We start from the raw sequence: 19,612 nt of genomic DNA, 5'->3' as shown, positions 1-19,612 counted from the left end.
GCGACGACATGGTCCCCCTGCACGACCTTGCCTGGTTCGCCCTTGCCACGCTGGCCATGGCGCTGACGCCGGGGCCCAACATGCTCTATTGCGTGTCGCGCACGCTGAGCCAGGGCCGCGCGGCCGGCATGGTGTCGCTGGCGGGCGTGCAACTGGCCTTCGTCGTGCACCTGCTGGCGGCCGCCTTCGGCCTCACCGCGCTGCTGCTGGCCGTGCCGTTCGCGTTCGGCGTGGTCAAGGCCGTCGGCGCGGCCTACCTGCTGTGGCTGGCCTGGCAGGCGCTGAAGCCGGGCGGCAGCGGCCCTTTCCAGGCGCGCAGCCTGCCCGCGCATTCGAACGGCACGCTACTGCGCATTGGCTTTCTGACCAACCTGCTGAACCCCAAGGTCGCGCTGTTCACGCTGTCGTTCTTCCCGCAGTTCCTGCACCCCGAAAACGGCAGCGTGCTGCTGCAGGCGCTGCAGCTCGGCGCGGTGCAGATGGCGGCCAGCGCAGCCGTGAACACGGCGGTGATCTTCGGCGCTGCCAGCATCACCGGGCTCTTGTCGCGCAGCGCGGGCTGGATGCGGGCGCAGCGCTATGTGATGGGCTCGGTGCTGGCGTTTCTGGCGCTGCGGGTGGCGTTGATCGAGCGGAAGTAGCGCCCCTCGTCATCCACCTTTGCAGATTCGGAGTCCGACTCCGAATCTGCAAAGGACGCAGGCGGCCAAGACGTCACTGGAGTGCAGGCCCACGCGTCATTTGCCAACGCTGTGCAGAGATGTTGCCGAACCATCTGGCACGCACATGTCGACGCCCGCTGCGACGATGTGTATCGTTTTTCGACTGGGTACACATCATGCAAACGAACATCGAGATCGATGAAAAGCTCATGCAGGACGCCCTGCGCGCCACCGGCGCCAAAACCAAGCGCGAGGCGGTCGACTTGGGCTGAAAACGCTGGTGCAGGTGCGCGCACAGGAGAAGGCGCGTGCGCTGAAGGGCCAGATCACCTGGGAAGGCGATCTGCAGGCCATGCGGACCGCGCGATGATCCTGGTCGACTCCAGCGTATGGGTCGACTACTTTCGCGCGGCCGACACGCCGCAGGTCGCCCTGCTCGACTCCCTTCTCGGACGCACGCCCATCGCCGTGGGCGACCTGATCGCCACGGAAGTCCTGCAAGGCGTGCAGGATCAACGCCAGTTCGAGCGCGTCCGGAAGATCTTCGAATCCTTCGAGTCCATCGATCTGGTTGGTTGTGCGCTGGCCATCAAAGCCGCCGGCAACTACCGCGCGCTGCGCGCACTCGGCATCACCGTGCGCAAGACCATCGATACCTTGATCGCCACCCGCTGCATTGAGGACGGTTTGACGCTGCTGCACGCGGACCGCGATTTCCAGCCATTCACGCAACACCTGGGCCTCCAGGTCGCTTACGCAGGAAGCTGAAGGCGCTGCACTACGCCATCTGCGCACCAAGCTGCGCAAGCGGCGCGCCTACGCCGCCGAACGCGGTCCGTTCTCAGCCGTGTACCCCGGCCTGGTCCATGGCGGCAGCGAGCGCTTCACGCGCAAGGAGGTCGACGTACGGCCCTGGCTGGCGCCTGTAGTCACTACGCCGCGCTGCGCGCCGTCGTCAGCTGGTAGCTGAACAGGTCGCTGCGGTACACCGTGTGCTCGTAGTGCAGCGGCGCGCCGTCGGCCGCATGCACCACGCGCTCGACCTGCAGCACGGCGCTGCCCGGTGCCACGGCCAGGGCCCTGGCCTGGGCCGGCGTGGCCAGCGCGGCGCTGATCGAGAGCTCGGCATGGTGCACGGCCAGGCCCAGCTCGTTCTCGTAGACCGACAGGATGTCGCGGTTCGCCAGGTCGATGCGGCCCAGGCGCTCGCCGATGGCCAGCGGCATCCACGAGTGGTTCAGCGACAGCGCCTCGCGGTTCAGGTAGCGCAGCGTCTGCAGCTGCATGACCGGCGCGCCCTTGGCCAGGCCCAGGCGTGCCGCTGCCTCGGCGCTGGCCTTGACCGGCTTGAAGCCCAGCACGCGGCCGTGCACGCTGCGGCCGGCGCCACCCAGCGATTCCGCCAGGCCCTTCAGTCGCGTGAGGTCCTGCGCCACGGCGGGCTGCGCCACGAAGCTGCCCTTGCCGTGCGCCTTGACCAGCAGGCCCTCCTTCTGCAGGTCGTTCAGCGCCTGGCGCACCGTGATGCGGCTCACGCCGTAGTGCGCCGTCAGCTCGGCCTCGGACGGCAGGCGCTCGCCCGGCGCGCGGCGGCCCTGCAGGATCTCGGCCTTCAGCTGGTCGCGCAGCTGCGCGTACAAGGACTGTGCGGAATGCACCAGTCCGGCGCGCAAAACGGCCGATCGGGGGGATGAACGGGGGGTGGAACCGGCTTTCAGCGCAGGCATGGTGTTTGCATCACTTGTTCTAACTTGTCATAACAAGTTAAATACGCATCGTGCTGGTGCGTTCCTGGTTCAACGTTGCTGGAGTCGATCATGAAACAAACTGCTTACTGGATGAAGGCGGCCACCGCCGCCCTGCTGGCCGCCACGGCGGCGTCGGCGAGTATCGCGCAGGCCCCCTGGCCGTCCGGCCCCGTCACCGTGGTCGTGCCGTTCCCGGCCGGCGGCAGCGTGGACGTGGCGGCCCGCGTGGTGCTGCCGCGCCTGGCCGAAAAGCTCAAGCAGCCGGTGGTCATCGAGAACACCGCCGGCGCGGCCGGCACCATCGGCACGCAGCGCGCCGTGCGCGCCAAACCCGACGGCCAGACGCTGCTGTTCGCCGTGGCCAGCCCGATCAGCGTGGCACCGCTGGTCTCGCCGAACACCATCAAATACGACGCGCTGAAGGACCTGGTGCCCATCACGCCGGTGGCGGTGGCGCCGTTCGTGCTGGTCGGCCAGCCGGGCCTGGCGCCCAGGACCACGGCCGAGCTGCTGGCGCTGGTCCGCGCTCAGCCCGGCAAGCTGAACTACGGCACCGACGGCGTGGGCACCTCCATGCACGTGACGGCCGAGCTGATCAAGCAGGCGGCGAAGCTGGACCTGGTGCACGTGCCGTACAAGGCCGGCCCGCAGGTGCTGACCGAGCTGGCCGGCAACCAGATCGAGCTGGCCGTGCTGCCCGTGACGCTGGCCCAGCCGTTCATCAAGGACGGCAAGATCAAGGCCTATGGCGTGAGCTCGCGCCAGCGCTGGCCTTCGCTGCCGGACACGCCGGCCCTGGCCGAGACGCCGGACCTCAAGAGCGTGGAGATCGAGTCCTGGTACGGCCTGCTGGCGCCCGCCAGGACCGACCCGGCCATCGTCGCGCGCCTGGCCACCGAGATGGCGGCCGTGCTGGCCGAGCCCGAGATCCAGCGCAAGCTGGCCGACGCGGGCCTGAAGCCCCTGGCCATGACGCCCGCGCAGTTCGCCGACTACCTGGCCAAAGAGAAGCAGGCACTGAGCCCGGTGATCTCCGCCGCCGGCATCAAGCTCGATTGATGGCATGAGCGCAGCGGTCCTCGCACTCGTCCTGTGCGCCGGCCTGGGCATCGGCATGACCGGCATCGGTGGCGTGCTGGTCGTGCCCGGCCTCAGCGCACTGGAGGGCATGCCGCTGACGCGCGCGGTGCCGGCCTCGACGCTGGCCTTCCTGTTCACCGGCATCGTGGCCACGCTCAAGCTGCAGTGGCAGCGGCGCACGGCCCCGGCGGCCGCGCCGCCGGCCGGCCGCCATGCACTGCTGGCCCTGCAGCTGGCTGCTCTGCTGGGCGCCGCGTTGGGCGCGTTCAGCCTGCGCTGGCTGCCCGCCACCGGCATGCACCTGGCGCTGGCGTTGCTGGCGCTTGGCAGCGGCCTGCAGACGCTGCTGGCGCGCGCCGCGCCCGAGCACGCCGCCGCCATGCCGCGCCGCGCCACGCTGGCCGCCATCGGGCTGGCCGTGGGCCTGGGCTCGGCCTGGTCGGGCACGGGCGGGCCCATCCTGCTGCTGCCAGTGCTGATGGCGCTGGCCCAGCCGACCCGCGCGGCGATCGCCATGGCGCAGGCGATCCAGCTGCCGATCGCGCTGGCGGCCACGGCCGTGAACTGGTGGGCCGGCCAGCTCGACTGGGCGCTGGGCCTGGCGCTGGGCGCCGTGCTGGTGCTGGGCTGGGCGCTGGGCGACCGGCTCGCCGCGCGCACGCCCACGGCGCGGCTGCGCCGGCTGCTGGGCGGCGTGCTGGTGGTGCTGGGCCTCTGGTACGGATTCCACACTCTGACGACATAGGAGCACACCATGCATCCCGAGCCATTGCGCGAAGCGCTCAGCGCCGACGAACTGCTGCTGGCCCCCGACTGGCTGCTGATGGAAGAGGGCCCCGTGCAGGGCCTGGCGCTGCACATCGCGGCCGGCCGCATCACCGACGTGGCGCCGCTGGAGCCGCTGCGCCAGCGCCATCCGCACCTGGCGCCCGTGGACTTGCCGCGCCGGCTCGTGATGCCCGGCTTCGTCGACGCGCACCACCACCTGACGCAGTCCTTCGGCAAGGCGCTGGCGTTCGGCGAGCCCTCGGAGATCTTCCGCCGCATCTGGGTGCCGCTGGAAGGCAGCCTGGACGCGCGCAGCCTGTACCTGGCAGCCAAGCTCGCGTCGCTGGAGGCGCTGCGCGGCGGCTTCACCACCGTCTGCGACGCCGGCACGCGCGCCAGGGAGGGCCTGGACGCGATCGCCGACGCCACGCGCGACGCCGGCATCCGCTGCGTGCTGGCGCTGACCTGCAACGACGCCGGCGAGGACGAAGCCGCCCGCCTGGCGCGCGTGGCCGCGGCCGAACGCCACCTGGGCGCGTTCGCGCCTTACCCGCTGGTGCATCCATCGCTGGCCATCTCCACGCCCGAGGCCGCCAGCGACGCGCAGCTGCACGCCATCGCCAGGCTATCGGCCGAGGCCGGCGTGGTGTTCCAGATCCATGTGAACGAGCACCTGGCCTCGGTCGAACGCTCGCTGGTCGCGCGCGGCCTGCGGCCGATGGAGCACCTGGCATCGGTCGGCGCGCTGGGCCCGCAGACGCTGGTGGCCCACGCCACGCTGGTCACGCCGCACGAGCTGGTGCTGATGCGCGACTCCGACACCGCCGTGGCCTACAACCCCGTGGCCAGCAGCTGGAAGGGCAACGCCGTCGCCAACGCGCCGCTGATGGCCGCGCTGGGCATCCGCTTCGGCCTGGGCACCGACGGCACGCGCAGCGACGGCTTCCGTCTCATGGACGCGGCCGAGACCGCCCAGCGCCTCACGCAGGGCCTGGCCAACGGCGACTCGTCCTGCGGCGCCGGCTGGCTGTGGCCCGAGCACGCGACCTGGGGCGGTGCCGATGCCGCGGGCCTGCAAGCCGTCACGGGCCGCATCGCGCCCGGCCAGGCCGCCGACCTGCTGCTGCTGGACCTGGACGTGCCCGAGCTCTGCCCGTCCTGGGACCTGGGCTGGGAACTCGTGCGCCTGGCCGCGCGCGACCAGATCGAGGCCGTGCTGGTGGCCGGCCAGCTACGGCTGTGGCGGGGCTGGCCGGTGGACTGGGACGCGCGCGCGCTGATGGACGAGGTGCGCGAGGTGGCGCGCGTGGACATCGCCAAGGCACCGATCCACAAGGTCCACCCGCTGTCGCACCGGCACCGCGCGGCCCGGCGCTGACCGGCGCCGTCGCTGGCGTGACGCGCCGGCCGGGCCTGCTGCCGTACAGTGCGCCGCCATGGGAACCCTCTACCTCGTGCGCCACGGCCAGGCCTCGTTTGGCGCCGACGACTACGACCAGCTCAGCGAGCAGGGCCAGCGCCAGAGCCAGCGCCTGGGCGAGTACTTCGCGTTCAAGGGTCTCGCCTTCGAGGCCGTGCTGACCGGCACGCTCAAGCGCCATGCGCAGACCTTCGCCGGCATCAGGAGCGGCATGGAGGCGGCCGGCGCGCCCGCGCTGCCCGAGCCCTCGGCCTGGCCTGGCCTGAACGAGTACGACAGCGTGGCCGTGATCGCCGCCGTGCACCCCGAGGCGCTGCAAAAGCCCAGCACGCCCGAGCTGTACAAGCACCACTTCCGGCTGCTGCGCCAGGGCCTGGCGCGCTGGATGGCCGGCGATGCGCAGCCGGTGGGCATGCCCAGCTATGCCGAGTTCAGCGCCGGCATCGCGGCTGCGCTGGAGCATGTGCGCACACGCCACACGGGCAACGTGCTGCTGGTCTCCAGCGGCGGGCCGATCTCCACGGCCGTGGGCCAGGTGCTGGGCACGGCGCCCGAGACCACCATCGACCTGAACATGCGCATCCGCAACAGCGCGGTCACGGAGTTCGTCTACACCCCGAGCCGCCATGTGCTGCTGACCTACAACACATTGCCGCACCTGGACCATCCGGACCACGCAGGCTGGGTCACGTTCGCCTGACCTTGCGCATGCGCGAGGCTGCCACCCCTGGCAACACTGCCAGGGCCAGGCCATAGGGGGCACAGTCCTTGCAGGCGGCGGGAATGGCCTCCCTGCCCCCGCCCGCCAGCACCCCCGTCCCGCCGCGCTGCACGCTCACGCTGCTGCTGATGCACGAGGTGATGCGCCATGTCGCCCGGGGTGGCGCGCCCGAGCTGCTGATGCGCGAGATGCTGCACCTGATGAGTGAGCTGCTGGGCCTGCACCATGGCCGTGTGGTGCTGGCCGACGGCGGCGCGCTTGACCCGCACATGCCCACGGCGCGCATCCGCCTGGCGTATGGCCTGACGCGCGAGGAGGTGGCCCGCGGCATCTACGCCTGGGGTGAAGGCGTCACGGGCCGCGTGCTGGCGACCGGTCGCGCCATGGTGGTGCAGGACATCGACGCCGAGCCGCAGTTCCTGGCCCGCGCCGTCGCCCGCGCACAGTTGCCGGCCGGGCCGCTGGCCTTCCTGGCCGTGCCGATCGAGTGCGGCCTGCGCATCGTCGGTGTGCTGGCCTGCCACCGCGGCGCGCCCTGCGAACGCCTGCTGGAGCACGACCTGGGCCTGCTGCAGATCCTGGCGACGCTGGCCGGCCAGGCCCTGCAGCGCCACGAGTTGCTGCTGCAGCAGCTCACGCGCACCCTGGGCCCGCCCCTGGTGCGCGCCTACCTGCCCGCGCGCCTGCACAGCGCGCAGGATCTGGAGCGCGTGCTGGCCCTGCACGATGGCGTCCAGTCGCGCGCCGCACAGGCGCTGGGGCTCACGGTGCGGCAGTTCAGCTACCGGCTGCGCAAGGCACGCTCCTAGCGCGCCAGTTCCTCGCGCACCAGGCGCACGATGAGGCGGTCCAGCGTGTCCACCGAGTAGTTGCGCACGTCGTGCACCGTCTCGCGGCCCGGGCCGCTGGACGGGCGCCGCGCATCGGCATAGGTCAGGAACACGAAGCGACCGCCGGTGTACTGGGCGATCTGGCGCTGGATGTACTCGCCCTGCTGGTCCAGGCCGCTGGCGCCCACGCCGAACACCTTGATGCCCTTGCCCAGCGCGGCCTGCATGTCCTCGTCGTACTGCGGGCCGCCGCGGTCCAGGTGCGGCGGCGCATCGGCCAGCAGCAGCACCATGCGGGTGGCACCATCGCCGCGCCAGCTGAGTTGGTGGACGGTCTCGTGCAGGGCCTCGTTCATGGCCTCGGGGTAGTCGCCGCCGCCGGCCGCCTGCAGCCGGTTCAGCACGCCCTGGAAGGCGGCCAGGTCGTTCGTGAAGTCATGGCTGCGCAGCACGAAGGCGTCGCCGTGGTCGCGGTAGGCCACCAGCGCCAAGCACAGGTCGGGCTGGCCGGGCAGGCCGGCCACCTCGTCGGCGATGCTGCGCAGGCTGGACTTGAGCTTGTCGATCTCGTCCGCCATCGAGCCGGTGGCGTCGACCAGGAAGACCAGGTCCAGCCGGGCACGGGCCGATCGCGCAGCGCCGTCCAGCCGCAGCTCCAGAGCGCTCTTTTGTCCCCGCTGCAGGTAGCCGCGGGCCTGCTGCCCGTGCTGGCGCACCGTCACCTCGTAGACGCGCGCGTGCTGGGTGTCGAACGCATCCGGATGCAGCCACACCTGGCCGGCGGCATCGGTGCGCGCCCAGGCCGCCTGCCCCTGCGGCGAGCGCACCAGCACCTCGGCATCGGCCACGCCGCGGCCCTGCGCGTCGCGCACCTGCAGCAGCGCGCGCTCGCGGATGTCGCGCGCACGGTGCGGCACCTGCGTGCGCTCCCGAAAGGCCATGTATTCGGCGAAGCCGGCGTTGTCGTCGACCACGCCGGCCGTCACCGGCCCGGGCACGGGCGCAGGCGCGCCCTGGCGTGGTGGCGCTGCGCTGGCCATGGCAGGTGCCTGCTTGTCGGCAGAGGCCGCCTCGCGTGCAGACAGCGCGCGGTCGGCCGTCAAGGGCGCTGGCGCTGCCGGTGCCGCCTCGGCCACCGCGGCCGCGCGTGGCGACGCCCCATGCGACAGGGCTCCACGCAGGTCCCTGCGCAGCGCGTCCTGCTGCCCGGCCGCACGGCCCGGCACCTCGCGCGTGTGCGGGGGCCGGGCGCAATGCGCGGCGCTTGGCGCCTGGAAGTCCGGCCGCTGCCGCAGCGGCGCGAAGTGCCCGGGCGGTGCGAATTCCTGTGGCGCCGCGGTTGCCACGGGCTGCGGCGCCGGCTCGGGCCACAGGCCGGCGCCAGGTTGCGCGGCGCAGGCCGACAGCGCAAGCTGCGCGCACAACATGGCCGCCACGCGGCGTTGCAGGACGAGGGGGAAAGGCATGGGCATCGAGGGCTCCGTTGGTGACAGGTAAATGGCTGTACGGCCCGCCCCCGCCGGCAGGGTTGAAAAAGTCGGCCGGCGTTAACCCCAGGCGCGCCCGGTCGCCGTAGAACGTGGTGTGAGAATCCATCGATGCCGCAGCGCACCCCCGACGACATGCATGACGACATGCCCGACGAGGCCTTGATGCAGGCCTACGCCGGCGGCGACGGCGCCGCGTTCGAACGGCTGTACGCGCGCCATGAGGCAGGGCTGCTGCGCTTCGTGCGGCGGCTGCTCGGCACACAGCTGGCCGCGCAGGCGGACGAGGTGTTCCAGGACACCTGGGTGCGCATCATTGCGGCCCGTGCCTCGTTCGACGCCACGCGCGCGCCCTGGCGCAGCTGGGCCTTCACCATCGCGCACAACCTGGCCATGGACCGGCTGCGCACGAGCGGGCGCGAACACAGCATGGACGACATGGCGCCGCCCGGCGAGACGGACAGCGACCCTCTGGAATGGCTGCAGGGGGCGCTGGACCTGGCCCACCCTGCCACGCACGACCTGGCCCACTGGCGCGCCGCCGGCCGGCAGCTGCTGCAATGCCTGGACGCGCTGCCCGCAGCCCAGCGCGCCGTGTTCCTGCTGCACCACGAAGACGGCAGCAGCGTCGAAGACCTGGCCGAGCGCCTGGGCCTGGGCTTCGAGACCGCCAAGAGCCGCTTGCGCTACGCCCTGGCCAAGCTGCGCGGCTGCATGCAGCACTACCTGGCGCCACCGGGAGCCCCATGGTGACGACGCGCACGAACGACCCGACCCACCTGCGCGATGCCCGGCTGCGCAAGGCGCTGGAGCATGCGCCCGATGCGCAGGCCGCCGCGCCCGCGGCCGTGCGCGCGGCCATCCTGCGCCAGGCCCGCCAGGCCACCGCGCCGACCGCGGCAGCGCCTGCCGCGGCGCCGCCAGCGCCGTGGTGGAAACGCCTGCCTGCGTCGCTCCTGGGCACGCGCCGGCCATGGAATGCTGCCTTGGCCTCCGTGCTGCTGGCCGGTGTGGTCGTGGGCCTGTGGTGGGACCGCGAAGTGCCGGGCCCGCGGCCCGACGCGCACACGCGCGACCTGCCCATGGCTGCGCCGCCGCCGGCCGCCGAGGCACCCGCCCCACCGCTGACGCCGCCCGCGCCCGCCCCCTCCTCCGTGGCCGTGCCCGCGGCCAGTCCTGCGCCGGTGCCGCCCGAGGCGCGGGAACCTTCGCGGCCCGTTCCCCGCCCTCCATCGCCTGCGCCCGCGCGCCGCGCGCCATCCGAACTGGCGCTGCCGCAGGCCATGCCGCCGCAGCCGCCACCGGCCGCGCCGCAGGAACGCAGCCGCAAAGAGGAAAGCGCGTCCGTCGCGCAGGACCAGATGACCGCGGACGCCGCGCCCCCCAGTGCCGCCACGGCGCCGCGCGCGACCGGCCCCGCGCCGAGCCGCGAGCTGCGGTCTTCGCGCATGGCCCCCGCCGCCGCGCCCACGGACGGCTGGGCGGCCCTGCAGGTGCTGCCTGCCACCGGGCCGGCGCGCCCCCGCAGCGGCCTGCCCGCCGAGATCACGCAGGCCATCGCCGCGATGCTGGACACCGGCCCCACGGGCGTGCCGGCGGACGACCCCGTGCTGCTGCAGATCGTGCTGCTGCAAGGCAACGGCCTGCCGCTGGGCCGGCTGGAGCTGGGCAGCCGCAGCCTGCGCTGGACGCCCGCGGGCACCGCAGGCCCGCGTGCCTTCTCAGCGGGCGTGGAGCCCGCCTTGTCGCTGCGCGTGCGCGAGGGGCTCGCGCCGCGGTGAGGCGATCGCGGGAAAACCCGCTGCTTTTTCGCGTGCGAATTGTTCGCCTGCAGACATTGTCAAACCGCGCTGCGTGCCACACTGGCCGGGCCAGTCCACACCAACGAGAGGAGACACCATGCGACGTCATGCGGGATTTCATGTCTTTCGGTTCACGGTCACGGCGCTGTCTGCAGCGGCCCTGATCGGCTGCGGCGGCAGCGACGACAACGACAACGGTGGCGCAGCCGGCGCATCGGCCACGGCCGAGCAGGCCTGCGGCGCCCTGGCGGGCAAGACCGTGGCAGGCGCCACGGTGGCCACGGCCGCCACCGTGGCGGCCAGCGGTGCCGTACCGCTGTACTGCAAGGTCAACGCCACCATCGCACCGCAGCTGAACCTGGAACTGCGGTTGCCACAGGCCTGGAATGGCAAGCTGCACTACGCCGGTGGTGGCGGCTACAACGGCGCCATCAACCCGCTGGCCGGCGCCCCCCTGAGCGCGCTCAAGATGGGCTATGCCACGGTCACCAGCGACTCCGGCCACACCGGCAACGTGCTGTCGGCCGACTTCGCGCTGAACGACACCTACGCGGCCAACCTGTTCGGCTCGCTGTCGGTGCCGACCGTGCTGTCGTCCGCCCGCGAGATGGTGCAGGCCGCCTACGGCAAGCTGCCCGACAAGGCGTACTTCGAAGGCTGCTCCAACGGTGGCCGCGAAGGCCTCATGGCCGCGCAACGCAACCCGAATCTGTTCGACGGCATCATCGCGCGCGCACCGGCCTACAACTGGGTGGGCTTCATGGGCCAGTTCAACCGCACGGCCAAGGCGCTGGCCGCGCCGGGCGGCAGCTTCAGCGCCGCCAAGGTGGCCACGCTGGCCGCGGCCGTGCGCGCAGCCTGCGACGCGGGCGACGGCATCGTCGACGGCGTGGTGGCCAACCCGCAGGCCTGCACCTTCGACCCGGCCGTGCTGCGCTGCGCGGGCGGCGCCGACACGGGCAACGCCTGCCTGTCCGACCCGCAGCTGGCGGCCGTCGCGTCGTGGACCGGCACGGCCTCCTGGGCCGGCGGCGCCTACACCAACACCGGCTGGGCTCTCACCGGCAACGAGGACGATCCCGGCGCCTGGGCGACCTGGGTCAGCGGCCCCGGGGGCAACGTGCAGGGCGCGCTGCAATACCTGTTCCAGGACACGACGGTCAAGAACTACCTGGCGCGCAACCGGGCACAGGACTCGCTGGCCTACACCTGGGATTCCAACCTCAACGCCATGTACGCGCTGGCTGCCCTCAACGACGCCACCAACTCCGACCTGCGGCCCCTCATGAACAGCAGCGCCAAGCTCATCCTGTGGCACGGCGGGAATGATTCGGCGCTGAGCTACAAGGCCACCACTGCCTACTACCAGGCCGCCACCGCGGCGGTGGGCGGCCAGGCCGCGATGGACGGCTTTGCGCGCTACTACATCGCGCCGGGCGTGAACCATTGCTCCGGGGGGCCGGGTGCCGACGACACTGACCTGCTCAGTGCATTGGACGCCTGGGCCAGCCAGGGCACCGCGCCGGGCACGCTCACGGCCACGAAGGTCGCAGGCGGCGCGACGCAGTTCACGCGCCCGCTGTGCCAATACCCGCAGTACCCGCGCTACACCGGTCCGGCCAACAACGCCGCCGCGGCGGCGCTGGCCAGCAACTACACCTGCACGGCACCTTGACGGGCACGGCCGGTGCCATGCCCGGCCCTGCGGGGCCAGAGGCACCGGCACGCCAGCATCCGCGGCAAATGCCCACGCCCGCAGAGCTCGCCGCCTTCTTCGAGCGCTGCAGCTGGCCGCGCGCGCTGACGCAGGCCGAGCGCCACACGGCCTTCGAGGCCTTGACCGTGCGCTGCCACGACGCCCATTCCTATGTCTGCCAGCGCGACGAGATCGCGGACAGCTGGATCGGCGTGATGGAGGGCTTCCTGAGCGTGCAGGACACGACGCCCGAAGGCAAGCTGATCATGTACACCGGCGTGGCCCCCGGCGGCTGGGTCGGCGAGGGCTCGCTGCTCAAGCCGGAGCATCGCAAGTACGAGATCGCGGCCACGCGCCCCACGGTGACCGTGCACCTGCCGCGCAAGACCTTCGGCTGGCTGCTGGAGCGCAGCATCGCGTTCAACCACTTCATGCTGTCGCACCTGAACGAGCGGCTCGGGCAGTTCATCGCGATGGTGAAGTTCGACCGGATGCTGGAGCCCACCGCGCGCGTGGCACGCGGCATCTCTGGCTTGTTCCATCCCGTGCTGTATCCGAACACCGATGCCACGCTGCGCATCAACCAGGAGGAACTGGGCTGGCTGGTCGGCGTCTCGCGCCAGCGTGTCAACACGGCGCTGACCGAGCTCGAGGCCGCAGGCCTGATCCGGCGCGGCTACGGCTACCTGGTGGTGATGGACCGGCAGGGGCTGGCGCGCTACCCGTAGCCCGGGCGTCAGCGCGGCGCGGGCGCGCGCAGCTCGGCCCCGGCGTCCGCGTCCAGCCGCGTGAACCACAGCAGCGACAGCATGGTGACGGCGCCCACGCACAGAAAGGCCGGCGAGAAGTCGCGTGCCGCCAGGTGCGCGGCATCGCCGCCATGCCACCAGGCCGCCAGGCTCACCAGGCTGGCGCCCAGCAGCACGCCCATGGACAGCGACAGCTGCTGCGCCGTGCTGTTGAGCGTCGTCGCATGGCTCATGCGCGGCTTGGGGATCTCGGAAAAGCCCAGCGTCTGCAGCGCCACCATGCCCATGGAGTTAACGAGCCCGCCCAGCATCAGCGTGGCGAAGATCAGCGGGTGCGGCGTGGCCGGCGTGAACAGGCTGTAGCTGGCGTAGCACAGGCTGGTCAGCACCGTCGTGCCCGTGAGCAGCTGGCGAAAGCCGAAGTTGCGGATCACGCGCGTCATCACCACGCGCGTGGCCAGCGAGCCGATGGCGGTGGCCACGGTCAGCAGGCCCGACTCCAGAGGCGACAGCCCGAAGCCCAGCTGCAGCATCAGCGGCAGCAAGAACGGCGAGGCGCCGATGGCGATGCGCAGAGGCGTGCCGCCGACGATGGACGCGCGGTAGCTGCGGTGCCGCAGGATGGTGAGGTCGATCAGCGGATGCGCGATGCGCCGGCTGCGCCACACGTACAGCGCCAGCGCGGCCACGCCGACGGCGCCGGCCAGCCAGCCGATCCCCTCGGCCACCAGCGCCTTGCCGGCCGTCTCCACCGCGCCCAGCAGCGCCGTGAGGCCGACGGCCAGCAGCACGAAGCCGCCGGCATCGAAGGGCTGCGGCTCGCGCTGGCCGCTCTCCTTGTCCAGGAACACCAGCGCCAGCGCAATGGCGAGCAGCCCGAACGGCACGTTGATCAGGAAGATCCAGCGCCAGGACGTGAAGCTCACGATGGCCCCGCCGACCACCGGCCCCAGCATGCGGCCGATGGTGGGCGGCACCGTGAACCAGACCATGGCGCTCACCATGAGCGCCGCCGGCACGCTGCGCAGCAGGATCAAGCGGCCCACCGGCACCATCATGGCGCCGCCCAGGCCCTGCACGATGCGGTAGAGCACCAGCTCGTAGAGCGAGTCGGCCAGCCCGCACAGCGCCGAGCCCATGGTGAAGAACGCGATGGCGCAGCAGAACACGCGGCGCGCGCCGAAGCGCTCGGCGCACCAGCCTGACAGCGGCAGGAAGACGGCCAGGCTCAGCAGGTAGGCCGTGATGGCCAGGTTCAGCCGCAGCGGCTCCACCGCCAGCGCGCGCGCCATGCTGGGCAGCGCCGTGGTCATGACGGACGTGTCCAGATTCTGCAGGAACAGCGGGCAGGCGACCACCACGGGCACCAGCTGCGCGCGCAGGCGGGTCCAGTCCATGCGGCTGGGCGTGCCGCTCAGGAGATCTTCTGGCCGACCAGCGCCGGGTCGCCCGCCGGGTAGGCCAGCTTCAGGCCCTGCAGGGTCCGGCGCAGCAGCGTGGCGATCATCAGGTTGCGGTGCGTCTTGGAATCGGCCGGCACGATGGTCCACGGCGCCCAGGGCGTGCCGGTGGCGGCGATGGCGTCCTGGTAGGCGGCCTGGTAGGCGTCCCACTGCGCGCGCACGGTCAGGTCTTCGGGCTGGAATTTCCAGCGCTTGGCCGGGTCGTCCAGCCGCGCCTGCAGGCGCTCGCGCTGCTCGTCCTTGCCGATGTGCAGCATGAACTTGCAGACCACGGTGCCGCTCTCCGCCAGCATGCGCTCGAAGTCGTTGATGTGGGCATAGCGCTGCGCGCGCTGTTCCGGTGTGATCCAGCCGTGCACCACGGGCACCAGCACGTCTTCGTAGTGGCTGCGGTTGAACACCACGATGTCGCCGGCGCGCGGCACCTCGCGGTGGATGCGCCACAGCACGTCGTGCGCCTTCTCCTCTTCGGTGGGCGCCTTCCAGCCCACCGTGCGCACGCCCAGCGGGCTCATGCGGCCGAACACGCCACGCAGCGTGCCGTCCTTGCCGCTGGTGTCGATGCCCTGCAGCACCACCAGCAGCTTGAAGCGCTTATCGGCATAGAACAGGTTCTGCAGGCCGTCCAGCTCGACCGCCAGCGCCTCGACCGCGGCCTTGTCGCTGGCCTTGTCGCCGCTGGAAAACGGCTTGGCCGCCGGGTCGATGCCGGCCAGCTTGAACCTGGACTTGGGGCTGGCGTGCTGGAACGCCTGCACTTGCCGGTCACTCGGCGTCTTGGGTGGTACGGTCTTCATCGGGACACGATAACGCAAAGGCCACGGCCGGGCAGCCTCCGGCATTTGGCCGGCCTATGTGCCAATTTTTGCATTCATTGGTTACAGTGATCTATCGAAGGCAGTCGTCTTGCGGGGGTCGACAAGACGCGCCGGAACCAAGAAAGACAAGAAATCATGTTGGCGGCGCTGATCGGGCTGGTCGTGTTGTTGGGTGTTCTTGTGTTCTGGTGGATGCGCCGCAGCCGCCCGGCCGCGCGTGCCCGGCGCCCCGTGTTCGAGAACACCCGGCCCCATCCGCGGGCCGCGCCGCCTACGGCCCAGGTGGCCGGCCCCGTGGCCGAGCCGGTGCAGGCCCTGCGCTTCGACGTCTCGCGCCTGACCCTGCTCGAAACCCTGGACGCACCGGCCCGGCAGGCTCTGCTCGCGCAGCTGCGCGACATCCCGCGCCCGCCGCGCGCGCTGCACCAGCTGCTGTCGCCCGAGTTCCGCACGCGCGCCTCGTCCACCGAGCTGGCCGAGCTGGTGATGACCGAGCCCGTGGTCGCCGCGCGCGTGATGGGCGCCGTCAATTCGCCGCTGTACGGCCTGCGCAAGCCGGTGACCAGCCTGGGCCAGGCCATCACCTTCCTGGGCCTGAACAGCGTGCGCAACCTGTGCCTGCAGTACCTGATGGTCGAGACGCTCGCCCAGCAGCACGGCCAGGCCTTGCGCGCCGAGTTCGACACCCTGGGCCAGACCAGCATGGTGGCCAGCGAGCTCGTGCTGCAGATGGCCAAGCGCCTGCAATTGCCCGATGCGGCGGCACTGTCCACGCAGCTGGTGCTGTCCTACCTGGGCCGATTCGCCGCGGCCTTGCTGCTGCACAAGCGCCAGGCCGAGGGCGCGGCCCCGGTGGAATCGGCCGCCGGCCTGGTGCCGCGCGCGCTGGCCGAGCAGGCGCGCCTTGGCCTGGCCAGCGGCGAGATCGGCCTTCTGCTGATGCAGGATTGGGGCCTGCCCGACAGCATGGTCGGCGAGAGCCGCGGCATCGCGCGCATCCTGTTCGCGGCCGAGCCCGCCGCGGCGCGCGCTGCGGCCGCGCGCGCCGCGTTGTGCGCGCTGGGCGCCAGCCTGGCCGAACGCCTGGTGCGCGGGCAGCTGCCCGACCTGTCGCGCTACGAGCCCCTGCACGACGAAGGCGAGGACCTGCGCGCGCTGCGACGCAACCTGCCGCAAGCCATGCTGGAGCAGGTCGGCCAGGAATTGCGCGAGGCCGCCGCGGCGCGCAAGGCCCAGGCCTGAGCCGCGCCAGGCGCGCGCGGCGAGCGCCTTAGACGCGCCGGGCATAAGTTCCATCGGAATCAATCGTTCGCGTTTGGGCGTGCGGCTTTCAGAATCGCCGGGTCTCGATCACTTTCCGAAAGCTTCCCCATGCGTACCCGCCGCCACGTCATCACCACCCTCAGCGGCGCCGTCCTGGCGCTGGCCGCCGGCGTCGCGCCCCTGGCCCAGGCCCAGCCGGCCCCGGTCACGCTGCTCAACGTCTCGTACGACCCCACGCGCGAGTTCTACGTGGAGTTCAACAAGGCCTTCGCCGCCTACTGGAAGGCCAAGACGAAGCAGGACGTGACGATCAAGCAATCGCACGGCGGCTCGGGCAAGCAGGCCCGCTCCATCATCGACGGACTGGAAGCCGACGTGGCCACGCTGGCCCTGGCCGGCGACACGGACGCGCTGTTCAAGAACGGCGGCTGGCTCGCCGCCGACTGGCAAAAGCGCCTGCCGCACAACGCCTCGCCCTACACCTCGACCATCGTGTTCGCCGTGCGCAAGGGCAACCCCAAGGGCATCAAGGACTGGGACGACCTCGTCAAGCCCGGCGTCAGCGTGATCACGCCCAACCCCAAGACCTCGGGCGGCGCCCGCTGGAACTACCTGGCGGCCTGGGAATTCGCCAAGCGCAAGAACGGCGGCAGCGATGCCAAGGCCAAGGAGTTCGTGGCCAAGCTGTACGCCAACGTGCCGGTGCTGGACACGGGCGCGCGCGGCTCCACCATCACCTTCGCGCAGCGCGCCCAGGGCGACGTGCTGATCGCCTGGGAGAACGAGGCCTATCTGCTCGACAAGGAATTCGGCGCCAAGTTCGACATCGTCGCCCCCTCGCTGAGCATCCTGGCCGAGCCCGCCGTGGCCGTGGTCGACAAGAACGTCGACAAGAAGGGCACGCGCGCCGTGGCCGAGGAATACCTCAAGTTCCTGTACTCCGAGGAAGGCCAGGACATCGCCGGCAAGCACTTCTACCGTCCGGCGGTGTCGGACAAGGCCAAGGCCAAGTACGCCGCGCAGTTCCCCAAGCTGAACCTGTTCACCATCGACCAGTCCTTCGGCGGCTGGGCCAAGGCCGACAAGGACCATTTCGCGGACGGTGGCAGCTTCGACCAGATCTACCAGAAGTAAGCCAGCCAGCGTGCAAGGCAAGGGGCGCCACGGGCCCCTTTTTCGTTGCGCCATGCACCGCCCGGTCGACACCCGCGCCCCGCGTGCTTATGCTGGCGACCCGATCGACTGCGAGGAGGCCCCGCATGCAAGCTCCCACCAGATGTTCCCGGCTGTGCATCGCCACCGCCCTGGCCGCGGCGGCCTGCGGGCAGGCCTGGGCGCAGAAAGCCGGCGACATCGTGCTCGGCGCGGGAGTCCTGACCTATGCGCCGAACGACAAGAGCACGCCGCTGCGCTTCACGCAGCCGGTGCAGCGCGAGATCCCGGGTTCGGGCTCGGACGTGCACAGCGCCACCACGCTGGGGCTCAACGCGCACTACTTCCTGACCGACCACTGGGCCGTCGAGGGCGTGTTCGGCTATCCGCCGCGCCTGAAGCTCAGCGGCGAAGGCAGCCTGCAGGGCATCGGCCAGCTGGGCTCGGCGCGGCCGTACGGCCCCTCGCTGCTGGGCAAGTATTTCTTCGGCCAGCCCAACGACAAGTGGCGTGTGGGCGTGGGCCTGGGCATCACCTACGCACGCTTTGGCAGCGTGCACCTGACCGATGGCCTGCAGAACGCGCTGGGCGCTGCGATCGGCGTGCCGCCAGGGGCATCGAGCACCTCGGCCAAGATCGACAGCCGCTTCGGCCCGGTGTTCGCGGCGGGCTTCACCTATGCGTTCAGCGAGACGCTGGGGCTCACGGCCTCGCTGTCGTATGTGCGCATGAAGACCCAGGCCGTGCTGACCACGACGGCCGGCGGCCAGAAGGTCGCCGAGTCGCGCACCAGCTTGCGGCTGGACCCGCTCGTGCCCTTCGTCTACGTCACCAAGAAGTTCTGACGCCCTACGCTGCCGGGCGCGGCCTCACACGCCCGCGCCGTGGTCCACGAACACCTTGGCCCGCCGCGGCGTGACGACCAGCGTCTCGCCTTCGCGGTAGCCACGCGCGGCGAACTCGGCCGAGCTCATCTGCGCCTCGATGATCTGGTCGGAGGCCGCGCCCTGCTGCGGCGTGAGCTCCAGCCGCGCGACCGGCCCGACCACGATGGCGCGCGACAGCTGCGCCACGATGCCCGTGGCGCCGGGCGAGTAGCGCTCCACCTCCAGGTCGTGCGGGCGCACGTAGGCGAAGCCCTTGGCGTCCTGCGCGCCATGGTGCTCGGGCGCGGCGATGCTGAAGCCCTCGCCGTGCAGCGCGCCCTCGTGCGCGCGGCCATGGAACAGGTTCACGTCGCCCAGGAAGCCGTAGACGAAGGGGCTGGCCGGGTGGTCCCAGACCTGCTGCGGCGTGCCGATCTGCTCGATCCGGCCCTTGTTCATGACCACCACGCGGTCGGCCACTTCGAGTGCCTCCTCCTGGTCGTGCGTCACGAAGATGCTGGTCACGTGCAGGTCGTCGTGCAGGCGGCGCAGCCAGCGGCGCAGCTCCTTGCGCACCTTGGCGTCCAGCGCGCCGAAAGGCTCGTCGAGCAACAGCACCTTGGGCTCCACCGCCAGCGCGCGGGCCAGCGCGATGCGCTGGCGCTGGCCACCCGAGAGCTGCGAGGGGAAGCGGTCGGCCAGCCAGTCCAGCTGCACCAGGCCCAGCAGGTCGTGCACCTTCTGCTTGATCTGCGCGTCGCTCGGCCGCGTGGCGCGCGGCTTCATGCGCAGGCCGAAGGCCACGTTCTCGAACACGGTCATGTGGCGGAACAGCGCGTAGTGCTGGAACACGAAGCCGACCTGGCGCTCGCGCACGTGCACGTCGGTCGTGTCCTCGCCCGCGAACAGGATGTTGCCGGCGTCGCCGCTCTCCAGCCCCGCGATGATGCGCAAGAGCGTGGTCTTGCCACAGCCCGAGGGGCCCAGCAGCGCGACGAGCTCGCCGGACTCGATGTCCAGGCTGACGTTGTCGAGCGCGCGGAAGTCGCCGAACTGCTTGCTGACGTTGCGGATTTCGATGCTCATA

Annotated in this window: 20 protein-coding genes; 15 read left to right on the top strand and 5 right to left on the bottom strand. The window is 71.3% G+C overall.

The annotated features are described in order from the left end of the window. Window positions 1–8 precede the first annotated feature (8 nt). The 3 genes from ASF43_RS08790 (at window position 9) to ASF43_RS08780 (ending at window position 1,430) form a co-directional block, all read left to right on the top strand. Window positions 9–641, top strand: a complete 633-nt coding sequence (locus ASF43_RS08790) for a LysE family translocator (RefSeq protein WP_056179154.1) — start codon at window positions 9–11, stop codon at window positions 639–641. Between the two features lie 197 nt (window positions 642–838). Further along, on the top strand, window positions 839–934 hold the full coding sequence (locus tag ASF43_RS31620) for a type II toxin-antitoxin system VapB family antitoxin (RefSeq protein ID WP_235578187.1): 96 nt from the start codon (window positions 839–841) through the stop codon (window positions 932–934). Window positions 935–1,028: 94 nt separating this feature from the next. After that, entirely contained in the window at window positions 1,029–1,430 is a 402-nt protein-coding gene (locus ASF43_RS08780) for a PIN domain nuclease (RefSeq protein ID WP_056179152.1), read from the top strand. Between the two features lie 164 nt (window positions 1,431–1,594). Here the strand turns inward: ASF43_RS08780 and ASF43_RS08775 are convergent, their stop codons facing one another. Continuing rightward, entirely contained in the window at window positions 1,595–2,302 is a 708-nt protein-coding gene (locus tag ASF43_RS08775; protein WP_235578186.1) for a GntR family transcriptional regulator, read from the bottom strand. Between the two features lie 177 nt (window positions 2,303–2,479). Between ASF43_RS08775 and ASF43_RS08770 the strand changes: the two genes are divergently transcribed. From ASF43_RS08770 to ASF43_RS08750, 5 genes are all read left to right on the top strand, one after another. Beyond that, window positions 2,480–3,469: a tripartite tricarboxylate transporter substrate binding protein gene (locus tag ASF43_RS08770; RefSeq protein WP_056179293.1), complete on the top strand. Its 990-nt coding sequence runs from the start codon at window positions 2,480–2,482 to the stop codon at window positions 3,467–3,469. A gap of 4 nt (window positions 3,470–3,473) precedes the next feature. Continuing rightward, complete coding sequence (locus ASF43_RS08765) at window positions 3,474–4,235, top strand: TSUP family transporter (RefSeq protein ID WP_056179146.1); 762 nt, start codon at window positions 3,474–3,476, stop codon at window positions 4,233–4,235. Window positions 4,236–4,244: 9 nt separating this feature from the next. Further along, on the top strand, window positions 4,245–5,636 hold the full coding sequence (locus ASF43_RS08760) for an amidohydrolase family protein (RefSeq protein ID WP_056179143.1): 1,392 nt from the start codon (window positions 4,245–4,247) through the stop codon (window positions 5,634–5,636). 58 nt (window positions 5,637–5,694) lie between these two features. Further along, complete coding sequence (locus ASF43_RS08755) at window positions 5,695–6,378, top strand: histidine phosphatase family protein (protein ID WP_056179141.1); 684 nt, start codon at window positions 5,695–5,697, stop codon at window positions 6,376–6,378. 83 nt (window positions 6,379–6,461) lie between these two features. Then, complete coding sequence (locus tag ASF43_RS08750; protein ID WP_056179138.1) at window positions 6,462–7,208, top strand: GAF domain-containing protein; 747 nt, start codon at window positions 6,462–6,464, stop codon at window positions 7,206–7,208. Here the strand turns inward: ASF43_RS08750 and ASF43_RS08745 are convergent. Further along, entirely contained in the window at window positions 7,205–8,701 is a 1,497-nt protein-coding gene (locus ASF43_RS08745) for a VWA domain-containing protein (protein ID WP_082497726.1), read from the bottom strand. The two genes, ASF43_RS08750 and ASF43_RS08745, sit on opposite strands and share 4 nt — an antisense overlap. Before the next feature lie 126 nt (window positions 8,702–8,827). On the opposite strand from ASF43_RS08745, the gene ASF43_RS08740 reads away from it, so the two are divergent. The 4 genes from ASF43_RS08740 to ASF43_RS08725 all read left to right on the top strand — a co-directional run bounded on the left by ASF43_RS08740 (window position 8,828) and on the right by ASF43_RS08725 (window position 12,942). After that, complete coding sequence (locus ASF43_RS08740; protein WP_056179133.1) at window positions 8,828–9,469, top strand: sigma-70 family RNA polymerase sigma factor; 642 nt, start codon at window positions 8,828–8,830, stop codon at window positions 9,467–9,469. After that, the gene (locus tag ASF43_RS08735) at window positions 9,466–10,497 is read left to right on the top strand and encodes a hypothetical protein (protein ID WP_156373227.1); all 1,032 of its coding nucleotides are present in this window, start codon (window positions 9,466–9,468) and stop codon (window positions 10,495–10,497) included. Before ASF43_RS08740 ends, ASF43_RS08735 begins: the two co-directional genes overlap by 4 nt. 118 nt (window positions 10,498–10,615) lie before the next feature. Next, window positions 10,616–12,193: a tannase/feruloyl esterase family alpha/beta hydrolase gene (locus tag ASF43_RS08730; RefSeq protein WP_056179127.1), complete on the top strand. Its 1,578-nt coding sequence runs from the start codon at window positions 10,616–10,618 to the stop codon at window positions 12,191–12,193. Window positions 12,194–12,261: 68 nt separating this feature from the next. Continuing rightward, window positions 12,262–12,942, top strand: coding sequence for a Crp/Fnr family transcriptional regulator (locus ASF43_RS08725; protein WP_056179124.1), 681 nt, complete (start codon window positions 12,262–12,264; stop codon window positions 12,940–12,942). A gap of 8 nt (window positions 12,943–12,950) precedes the next feature. Here the strand turns inward: ASF43_RS08725 and ASF43_RS08720 are convergent, their stop codons facing one another. Both ASF43_RS08720 and ASF43_RS08715 read right to left on the bottom strand, forming a co-directional pair. Next, a complete protein-coding gene (locus ASF43_RS08720) occupies window positions 12,951–14,360 on the bottom strand; it encodes an MFS transporter (protein WP_056179121.1) in 1,410 nt (469 codons plus the stop codon). Window positions 14,361–14,377: 17 nt separating this feature from the next. After that, window positions 14,378–15,268: a PPK2 family polyphosphate kinase gene (locus tag ASF43_RS08715; protein WP_082497725.1), complete on the bottom strand. Its 891-nt coding sequence runs from the start codon at window positions 15,266–15,268 to the stop codon at window positions 14,378–14,380. A gap of 111 nt (window positions 15,269–15,379) precedes the next feature. Here ASF43_RS08715 and ASF43_RS08710 point away from each other — a divergent pair, with 111 nt between their 5' ends. The 3 genes from ASF43_RS08710 to ASF43_RS08700 all read left to right on the top strand — a co-directional run bounded on the left by ASF43_RS08710 (window position 15,380) and on the right by ASF43_RS08700 (window position 18,504). After that, complete coding sequence (locus ASF43_RS08710; protein ID WP_056179115.1) at window positions 15,380–16,486, top strand: HDOD domain-containing protein; 1,107 nt, start codon at window positions 15,380–15,382, stop codon at window positions 16,484–16,486. 129 nt (window positions 16,487–16,615) lie between these two features. Next, window positions 16,616–17,641, top strand: coding sequence for a sulfate ABC transporter substrate-binding protein (locus tag ASF43_RS08705; RefSeq protein ID WP_082497724.1), 1,026 nt, complete (start codon window positions 16,616–16,618; stop codon window positions 17,639–17,641). A gap of 125 nt (window positions 17,642–17,766) precedes the next feature. Then, on the top strand, window positions 17,767–18,504 hold the full coding sequence (locus ASF43_RS08700; protein WP_056179112.1) for an OmpW family protein: 738 nt from the start codon (window positions 17,767–17,769) through the stop codon (window positions 18,502–18,504). Between the two features lie 24 nt (window positions 18,505–18,528). Here ASF43_RS08700 and ASF43_RS08695 read toward each other — a convergent pair whose 3' ends face one another. After that, on the bottom strand, window positions 18,529–19,611 hold the full coding sequence (locus tag ASF43_RS08695; protein WP_056179109.1) for a sulfate/molybdate ABC transporter ATP-binding protein: 1,083 nt from the start codon (window positions 19,609–19,611) through the stop codon (window positions 18,529–18,531). Window position 19,612 lies beyond the last annotated feature (1 nt).

Source organism: Pseudorhodoferax sp. Leaf267, from assembly GCF_001422405.1.
Lineage (GTDB): Bacteria > Pseudomonadota > Gammaproteobacteria > Burkholderiales > Burkholderiaceae_C > Pseudorhodoferax.
Note: the sequence above shows the minus strand (reverse complement) of the source record. Positions and strands in the feature narration are given on the sequence as shown.